1 protein-coding gene is annotated in these 207 nt (G+C 75.8%); it reads right to left on the reverse strand.

Features of this window, described 5'->3' with window-relative positions:
* The coding region (locus J7E94_RS10175; RefSeq protein ID WP_215014205.1) for a hypothetical protein at positions 1-207 on the reverse strand (207 nt) is incomplete at both ends.

Raw genomic sequence — 207 nt, forward strand, 5'->3', positions numbered from 1 at the left:
CAGCAGCGCGCCACCCCAGGCCAGGAAGGCCGCCCGGGCCATGCCCTCCAGTGACTCCGTCGCCCGCCGGGCCCGCCAGGTGACCACCAGTCCGGCCACGAGCAGAATCAGCGCGGCGGGCAGCAGCCAGGAGATCTGACCGCCGATGTTGGCCGAGAAGAGCCGGTCGATGCCGGTCTCCCCCCAGCCCCCGCCCCCGCCCCCGCC

Source organism: Streptomyces sp. ISL-94, from assembly GCF_018614075.1.
GTDB lineage: Bacteria > Actinomycetota > Actinomycetes > Streptomycetales > Streptomycetaceae > Streptomyces.